At 41.6% G+C, this 8331-nt stretch carries 5 protein-coding genes and 1 pseudogene; all 6 read right to left on the bottom strand.

The genetic code is table 11. The features are described 5' to 3' along the window. Nucleotides 1–132: 132 nt before the first annotated feature. On the bottom strand, nt 133–528 hold the full coding sequence (locus V5G28_RS12015) for a hypothetical protein (RefSeq protein ID WP_332997545.1): 396 nt from the start codon (nt 526–528) through the stop codon (nt 133–135). Nucleotides 529–1423: 895 nt separating this feature from the next. Beyond that, nucleotides 1424–1813, bottom strand: coding sequence for a hypothetical protein (locus V5G28_RS12020; RefSeq protein ID WP_332997547.1), 390 nt, complete (start codon nt 1811–1813; stop codon nt 1424–1426). A 168-nt stretch (nt 1814–1981) separates the two neighbouring features. After that, entirely contained in the window at nt 1982–3313 is a 1332-nt protein-coding gene (locus V5G28_RS12025) for a 3-isopropylmalate dehydratase large subunit (protein WP_442994256.1), read from the bottom strand. A 78-nt stretch (nt 3314–3391) separates the two neighbouring features. Beyond that, nucleotides 3392–3535, bottom strand: a pseudogene (locus V5G28_RS36675) (3-isopropylmalate dehydratase); the annotation flags it as partial. Between the two features lie 139 nt (nt 3536–3674). Then, a complete protein-coding gene (locus V5G28_RS12030) occupies nt 3675–4766 on the bottom strand; it encodes an isocitrate/isopropylmalate dehydrogenase family protein (protein ID WP_332997551.1) in 1092 nt (363 codons plus the stop codon). Nucleotides 4767–4964: 198 nt separating this feature from the next. Further along, entirely contained in the window at nt 4965–7190 is a 2226-nt protein-coding gene (locus V5G28_RS12035; protein ID WP_332997553.1) for a patatin-like phospholipase family protein, read from the bottom strand. Nucleotides 7191–8331 lie beyond the last annotated feature (1141 nt).

Here is an 8331-nt window from a genome sequence, read left to right on the forward strand (position 1 = left end):
ATTAAATTTTGCAAAATTCTACGTTACTCCACGCAAACTCCACATTCCTTTGCATTAAAAAAGTTACAAACTTATGCAACGCCTGTACATGGTGCCATTTGATCTAGAATGTCAGCGATTTTAACAGTAAAATTATTCATCGACAATTTCAACTGTCCTTGGTCCCTCAGATGCTTCAGTATAAGTACTGGTGGTTTTTGGACTAAGTTGATTTTTCAGTTTGAGTTTTAGCTCCTCTGAAATGGGTAAATCTTTAATTTCTTTAAGGAGAAATGTCACAGATTCGGTTTTGCTACGTTCTGCATAGATGCCCTTAAGAATGGCTTCAATTCCATATTCGGCTATCTTATCTCCTAAAACTGTTGCCAGACCAAGCAGAGTGATACCTCCTACGATGCCAAACGGTCCTCCCCACGCTGTAAGGGCAGCAGTAACAGCAGCAGAACTGCCTCCTGCTGTGGCTGTTAGAATCACGAGAATTATGCCAGGAAAACCAAGACCGGCAAGTTTTTTAACGATTTCGTCCATTGGAATTACCTCTAAGTTTTTACGTTTTGGTTAAAACATGACTAAGGGTACGAGACAGGAGTTTTTGTAAATAAAGAAACCTATTTCAAAATCTAGACTAAGCTAGATAAGAGCCACTTACGCTTAGCTTGGGTTAAAATTTTACAAACTTTCTCTGTTTGCCCTGACCTGATAAAAGCTTAGCTCACATCTTGCACCTATCCGTATAAGCCTCGCTTTAGTCAACACTAGCGCAATAAAGTTACATCTCTTTTATTGGCTTTTATCGGTAAAACAAAGACTTCAAGCTTAGAGGATGTTTGAAAAGTCATGTTTGTTACCCAAAGTATTTTAGCTCCCCCTAAATCCACGCCAGTTGCTCTACTTGGGGAGCCAGCCGCGTGCGGGGCTTCCCCCGCCCGTGCCGTCTGGCGTGAGACCCCTGCGTACCCGTCACTGGCTCCCCTTAAAAAGGGGGACTTAGAGAGGTTCTTTGCCCCCTTTTTAAGGGGGGGGTTGGGGGGATCTGCTTCAAATTTTGGTGTTATTAGCAACTTTGCAAACATCTAGTACTGAGTCTTACAAACATCAATTATTCCTGATGCAAAATGTGAGTTAGTCTTTAATCAAGATGGTGACTGATTTTCCCTTTTACGGCTGAGGTCGCCACTGTTCTTGGGGAGGTCAAATATAGCGGTTTGCAAGCCGGAGTAAGGTACACAAAGAAATAATGAACCACAGATGGACACAGATAGACACAGATAAAATCTGTACTTCATTCAATTGAATTCCGCTATAGTTTTTAGCTGTTGGATCGCTACTGCGTTGTTCATTTGCATTAAAAAAGTTACAAACTTATGCAATGCCTGTAGATGGTGCCATTCGATCTAAAATGTCATCGAATTTAACAGTGAAATTATTCATCGACAATTTCAACTGTCTTTGGTTCCTGAGGGACTTCATAGGTATGGGCTGTTGGGCTTAGGTGATTTTTCAGTTTAAGTTTTAGCTCCTCTGAAATGGGTAAATCTTGAATTTCTTTGAGGAGAAATCTCACGGATTCGGTTTTGCTACGTTCTGTATATATGCCCTTGAGAATGGCTTCAAGTCCATATCCAGCTACAGCATCCCCCACAACCGTTATTAGACCAAGCAGGGCTATACCTCCTACGATGCCAAATGGACCTCCCAACGCTGTAAGGGCAGCAGCAACAGCAGCAGAACTACCTCCTGATGTGACTGTTAGAACCACGAGAAGTATGCCAGGAAGACCCAGACCGGCAAGTTTTTTAACGATTTCGTCCATTGGAATTACCTCAAATCCTTACGTTTTGGTTAAAAAAAGACTAAAGTCTTTGTCAACAAAGAAACCTATTTCAAAACCTAGACTAAGCTAAATAAAAGTCACTCACGCTCAGATGAGGTTAAAATTTTATAAATTTTTCTCTATTTGCCCTGAGCTAATAGCTTAGTCTTAATCAAGATTGTGACTGATTTTCCCTTTTACAGCTGAGATCGCCACCGTTCTTGGGGAAGCCAAATAATTTTTGCCCGTTGGATCGCCACTGCGTCCTTTAAAATTGCGATTGGTTGCATAAACCCCCGTTTCTTCTTTTGCCAAAACCCCAAGTCCAGAATTGATACAAGCCCCACAACCAGACTTAAGAATCTGTGCGCCTGCTTGTTCAAAAATCTCAAGATAGCCTAATGCTTCAGCTTTTTCACGAATCTCCACGGAAGCAGGTACAATAAACAAGTTTACTCCGTCTGCTAGTTGGCGACCCTGCAAAACTTCCGCAGCCTGAGCTAGATCGTAGAGTTTGCCCCCCGTACAAGAGCCAATAAAAGCTTTGGTAATCGGAATGTCCTCTAACTGACTAATAGGTACTACCATGTCCGGTTTCGGGGGGCGGGCGACTTGCGGTTCTAAATGACTGAGGTCAAATTGATACACTCTTTCATACTCAGCATCAGAATCGGCAATAATTTCTTCAAATCCATCTGAACTACGACTTCTCACATAATTCCGGGTCGTCTCATCAGGAACAATCAAGCCACACATAGCACCACACTCAACAGCCATATTGGCTAGAGTCAACCGTTCATCAAACGGCAGTTGTGCAAGAATTGGTCCTCTAAACTCCATGACCTTACTGGTAGCGCCAGCACAGCCGATTTGCCCCAGAATAAACAGGATAATATCTTTGGCGCTGATTTGGGGAGGTAGGGTTCCAGACAACTCGAATACTAAGGTTTGGGGAACACGAATCCACATATCCCCTAGGGCATAAATATTAGCCATATCTGTGGTTCCTACTCCCGTGGAAAAGGCTCCCAATGCCCCGTATGTGCAGGTATGGGAATCTGTACCTGCAATTACCATTCCTGGTCGGACAAACCCTTTTTCTGGTAGCAAAACATGGCAAATGCCTGCTGCTTCCCCTGGCGAAACTATATCAAATAAATGGCATCCTTGGTCATGGGCAAACTGAACCATCTGTTCATACATCAGATAGGCTTTTTTGTCAGGACGGATGTCATTGACTTGAATAAAGTGATCTGCAACCAAAACCACCCTTTGAGAATCCCACAACTTTGCCCCTTCTCCATAGTGTTTATAAAATGTCTTGGCTACAGGCGCAGCCACAGCATCATGGGATAAGGCTAAATCGACCCGAGCAAAAACCACTTCTCCTGGCTGGACATAGGGATTGCTGGAGGCTTTAGCCAAGAGTTTTTCGACTAAAGTCATGGATCGTGGAGGAGTCAGGCTAGGAGGAATGGTAATTTTTCCCTGACGACGCATCTGATTAAAAGGTATCAGCCCACCTGCTGCTGCGATCGCATCAACTACTGGATTTTGCTGTTTTTCCCCCAGAATTTCTAAGGACAATCCAATATTAATGCTATTACGATAAAAAATTTCGGCGAACGATCGCGCCCGAATCTTCTCAATTCCAGCGGCTTTGAGGGCAATGGGGGCAATTTCTCGACTCGAACCACACCCGAAATTTTCCCCGGCTTCAATCACATTGTATTTTAATAGCTCCCCGACTCCAATCAGATGCTCTAAAGCATACTGTTTTAAATAATCAGGATCATCTGTCGTTGCCCGATTAGCCGGAATAATATCATCGGTATTGATATCATCTCCTAAGTATAAAACCTTATTTGCATGAGTCATGAAGTACTCCTAATTCAGAATGTTGCACGGTCGAAAGTTCTTCCAGCAAAAGCTCAACTAGGATTTCAGTGTTGACAAAAGTTTCTGCTCCTTGAGGAGACAAATCAGCTGTCCGATATCCTTTGGCTAAAATTCGGTCTTGCGCTGCAATAATCCGTTGGGCAGCTCGCGTTTCCCCCCATTGCTGAAGCATTAAAATACAGGCTCCAAGGGTGCCAAGGGGATTAGCAATTCCTTTGCCAGCAATGTCTGGGGCTGTACCGTGAATCGCTTCGTATAGCCCTAATCCATCAGCGTTCAGACTGGCTGATCCTAATAAGCCGATGGAGCCAACTAAGGCACCGCCAATATCACTAAGAATATCTCCAAACATATTGCCCGCCAAAATCACATCAAATCTTTGGGGATTCAGAACCATTTGCATGGCTAAATTATCCACCAGCAGGGCTTCGACGATAACACTTGGAAACTGGGTGGCTTCTTCTTGCACTAGACGAGTCCAGGGCAAGTGGGGTAAGGCGTTTTCTTTGTGGGCGACAGTGAGTAATCCTCGTCGCTGTTGGGCTTGTTGTAAGGCTTTGCGAGCAATTCGCCGAATCTCCTCATCATAATAGCGCATAGTATGGTAGCCATAAGCTCCATTATCATCACAAGACCGTCCAGCCGGACCAAAATAAATCCCACTGACTAGTTCTCGAACGATGAGCATATCAAGTCCTTGAACTTTCTCTGGTCGGAGGCTAGATTTATGCAGCAGACTACTAACAATACGGATCGGACGAAGATTGCAAAAAAAGTCGAAGTGCTTTCGCAGTTCTAGCAGTCCCCCAAAATTTGTCGCACCAAATACAATTCCATCAGATCCATCGCATAGTTGGGCGGTGGCTTGAGGGAAGTAAGTACCAAATTGCTCTAAGGCTGCTGCACCGAGCCAACCATAGTCTACCTGCAAAGTAAACCCTTCAAGTTTAGCAACGTGTTGCAGAATTTTTAAGGAAGCTTCCACAACTTCTGGACCAATCCCTTCCCCAGGAATAGCGACGATCCGATAAGACGGCTTACTTAAAGACCCCATTGTTCCATAACTCCAACACTTCGTTCGCTGTAAAATAGCGTTCTTGTTCAGTCATCTTGGTAGGAAGGGTTTCGATTGTTTAGCTCTCTTATTAAGAGTAATACAGCAGTTTGCAGCTCTTGTGAAGTACAGAATCTAAGACTAAAAACTAGATATAAAAACTGTTTTACCTCTGACTTCTGAATTCTGCTATAATAACTAATCTAATAAAAAACTACACAACTCATCAATTTCTTGGCTTTTTTCGGCAATCAGTCGATGGGCTATTACTTGTAGCTCGCGGAGATTCTCCGGTTTGGCATTATCTATTTCTTCCAATTCACCAGTTAAGAATGTTTGGAACCGATAATAACTTTTAGTTTCTTTGTTATTAGACTCAAACAACCGTTCTAATTCTCCGGCTACGACTTCACTACCACCGTCAAACACAATATTTAAAAGCGGTCTTCCCCATTGCAACAGTCCCCAATTTTTGACCTCGTTATAAGGGTAAACACTCGTTAGGGAACCTGTACCTAACGAAAGTACTAAGATATCCTCCGTGTTGAGGACTTGTTTGTTTTGTTGTCTACTAATTTGTGCTTCCACAATAGCCAAATTGGCTGGATTATTAGCGACCAATCCTCCATCTACTAAAGTATAGAAGCTGTTTGTATTATGGGAACTAGGAATACGATGGGGAGCAAAATAAGTCGGAGTAGCGCTCGTTGCCAGTGCCGCATCTGTGAGCGTAAAACCTCCACATAACTTGCGAAACTTTCGAGATTCTGTCTGTTGTTTTTCCAGTTTATTTGTAAAGAATATAGGAATTCGCTGCTCAATATCGTAGCTAGTGACAAAAACTTCTTTGAGATTCTTTTCTAAAGGAGTGTCTCCAAAATATTGCCGGAAAATTTCTTCTCTGCCGTTAGAAGAATATTTTGGCTGGAGAAATATATCCTCTATCTGACCGAGTATTTTTTCAAAGAATGGCTCGTAAAATATCTCACATCCATATTCAAGAAATATTTGCACGAGTTCCTCAGCACTGTATTGGGCGGCTGACAAGTCCTCAGATAGCTCTGAAGTTAATCGGGGTTTAGTTAGTCCGAGTGCAAGAATTCCTCCACTTGAAGTACCTGCAATTAAATCAAACAAACTAAAAATTGGCTTTTGCGTCCGCTTTTCAATTTCTGCTAGTATCAGTGCTGGGATAATGCCTCGAATACCGCCTCCATCAATGGCAAGTATTTTATATTTGGGATTCGCTGTCGTATTCATCGTTTCTTGCGATTCCTCCTGAGTTAATGTTTTTGTTTGTTCCTGCGGTTGAACAATGACTACAACTTCGCTTTGACTACTTTGGTTTATAACTTCGCTTTGACTAGTTTGGTCTGTAACTTCGCTTTGACTAGTTTGGTCTGTAACTTTGCTTTGACTAGTTTGGTCTGTAACTTCACTTTGACTAGTTTGGTCTGTAACTTCGCTTTGACTAGTTTGGTCTATTTTGATTTCCCCCTCCTGCTTTGGCTGCGAGGTTACAGAGGTTTGGGCGTTAGCGGATTTTTTCCTTGTCTCTTTTTTTTCTTTTGGTTGACGCTCATCCTTCGCTACCACTGGCGCTAAAGCAGCCGTCGCTTGAGTGGAGGGATCTTTCTGCTCCACCGCAGTTTCTGTTAAAGGGGGATTCTCCTCTAAACGGCTTGCTGTCTCACGTTGTTTGTCACCCTCATTGGAGGATTGTGCGAGCGTAAATGGAAATTCTGCTAAATCCCAAGTAGGATTGCCATGCAACTTTCCATCATAGCCATTTCCAGTTTGGTCTCGGATAGCCGTCCCTTCTCCTTCATTTAATGTCCAGTAAGCTACTAATCCTTGTTCATTCCCAACTAGAGGCTGATATCGTTGCGTTTGGATTTCCGTTTGGGAACAGGGGTAATTCCAGATGCTGATGTTAGCTAATTGACCTGTAAAATATATGTTGTTGTGTAAAGTTGCGCCAAGAGTTACAGCACTCGTTGCTTTGTTTAAAGAAGGACCTGCCAAAGAGCCAGCATACTCATGCTCATCAAGATATACAGTTAGTTGACCTTGATTAAAAACAATAGCAAAGAAGTGCCATTGTCCGACAGTTAATTCTCCATTGCCAAAGGTTTTGATAACATTGTCAACCTTTTCATCAATGTATACATCTAGATTTCCTGACTCACTTATGCCGAACTCAAAATTATCACTGAATCTATCTGAAGAACGGGCAAAAAAAACATTGCGCGTCCCATAGGTACTGGCTTTATTTGTTAGTTGATGAGGATTAACCCATCCTGAAATTGTAAAGCCTGAACTCCCCTCAGCAAAAACACCACCAATATCATTCCTACCAAAATCTATGTAATCATCCTGACCATCAAATGTCAGAACTACTCGCGTATCTACTTTGTTTATCACAAAATTTTCATCTCCAAATCTGAGTGGAACTTATGCATTGATAAAAAACTTACTTTGTAGGTTAAAACCCATCTTCTAGTTGAGGTATTTCAAAACCCAGTCACGAGCTACTTGAAAAGATAAATTTTTCACTTTGTTCATACGAACTTTCATGCAAGAGCAAAAGAAAGATAGGTTCTGGGAACTACTGCTTTTTGTAAATATGTTGAAGAACCTCTACTAAATGTTTATACCAGTTTTGATATCTCACTTGCTTGCTGGGAGACTGATACGAATGTATTGATATTTGTCTGACCAATATTCCTATAAACAAGGGAAGAAAAACCTACTAGGTACAATAATTACACCTACCTGCTTTAGTTGTTAGTACAAATCCCAGTCATTAATAGGTAAATTCTTGAACCACAACCAAGTATACATTGCTCCCTGATCTTTGTAGAATGTCTACTCAACCGACTCAAGCAGTTCCGTTGTGTAGCTACATAATACGAAAAGCGCATTGTAGCCATCATACTATAGTTGTGAGTTTGCAGACACGCCCTAGCTGCAAATAAATTATAGTTTGTAACTATTCTTTAATTCACTTTTTTAATTCTTTTTTTATCCGTTTAAAGATCTGCTTAACTGTCTTAACTGTCTTAACTGTCCGTTTAAAGATCTGCTTAACTGTCTTAACTGTCTTAACTGTCCGTTTAAAGATCTGCTTAACTGTCTTAACTGTCTTAACTGTCTTAACTGTCTTAACTGTCTTAAGTACTGTTGCATTTTATTTGTGAAGCTGACATGATTTGTACGCTACAATTCAAAAGATGTTTTCAAAGTGGGGGGGTTGTAAGCTTTATTACAAATGTAATTGCTGAAATTTGGAGAATAGCAGCTTGGATGGAGGATATCGAGGTTTTTCCTACATCACTAATTTTCCCGAAATTGAAAAAGCCAAAGTCTAGGGTCCATAAAGGTTTTAGCGTATGCTATGCCCTCGGGCGAGCGTTATGCCCATCGCGTTGCTGCAAATGGATAAAGTTGAGATGACAAGTCATTTATTAAGTAAATATAAACACATGGCTTGATGAAGATGCGATCGCTTATCATATTATGTGTATATAATCATACAGGTTTTCGATGATAAGAAAAGCGTATA

The sequence above is a fragment of the Scytonema sp. PRP1 genome (assembly GCF_036697665.2).
GTDB lineage: Bacteria > Cyanobacteriota > Cyanobacteriia > Cyanobacteriales > Nostocaceae > Kalymmatonema > Kalymmatonema gypsitolerans.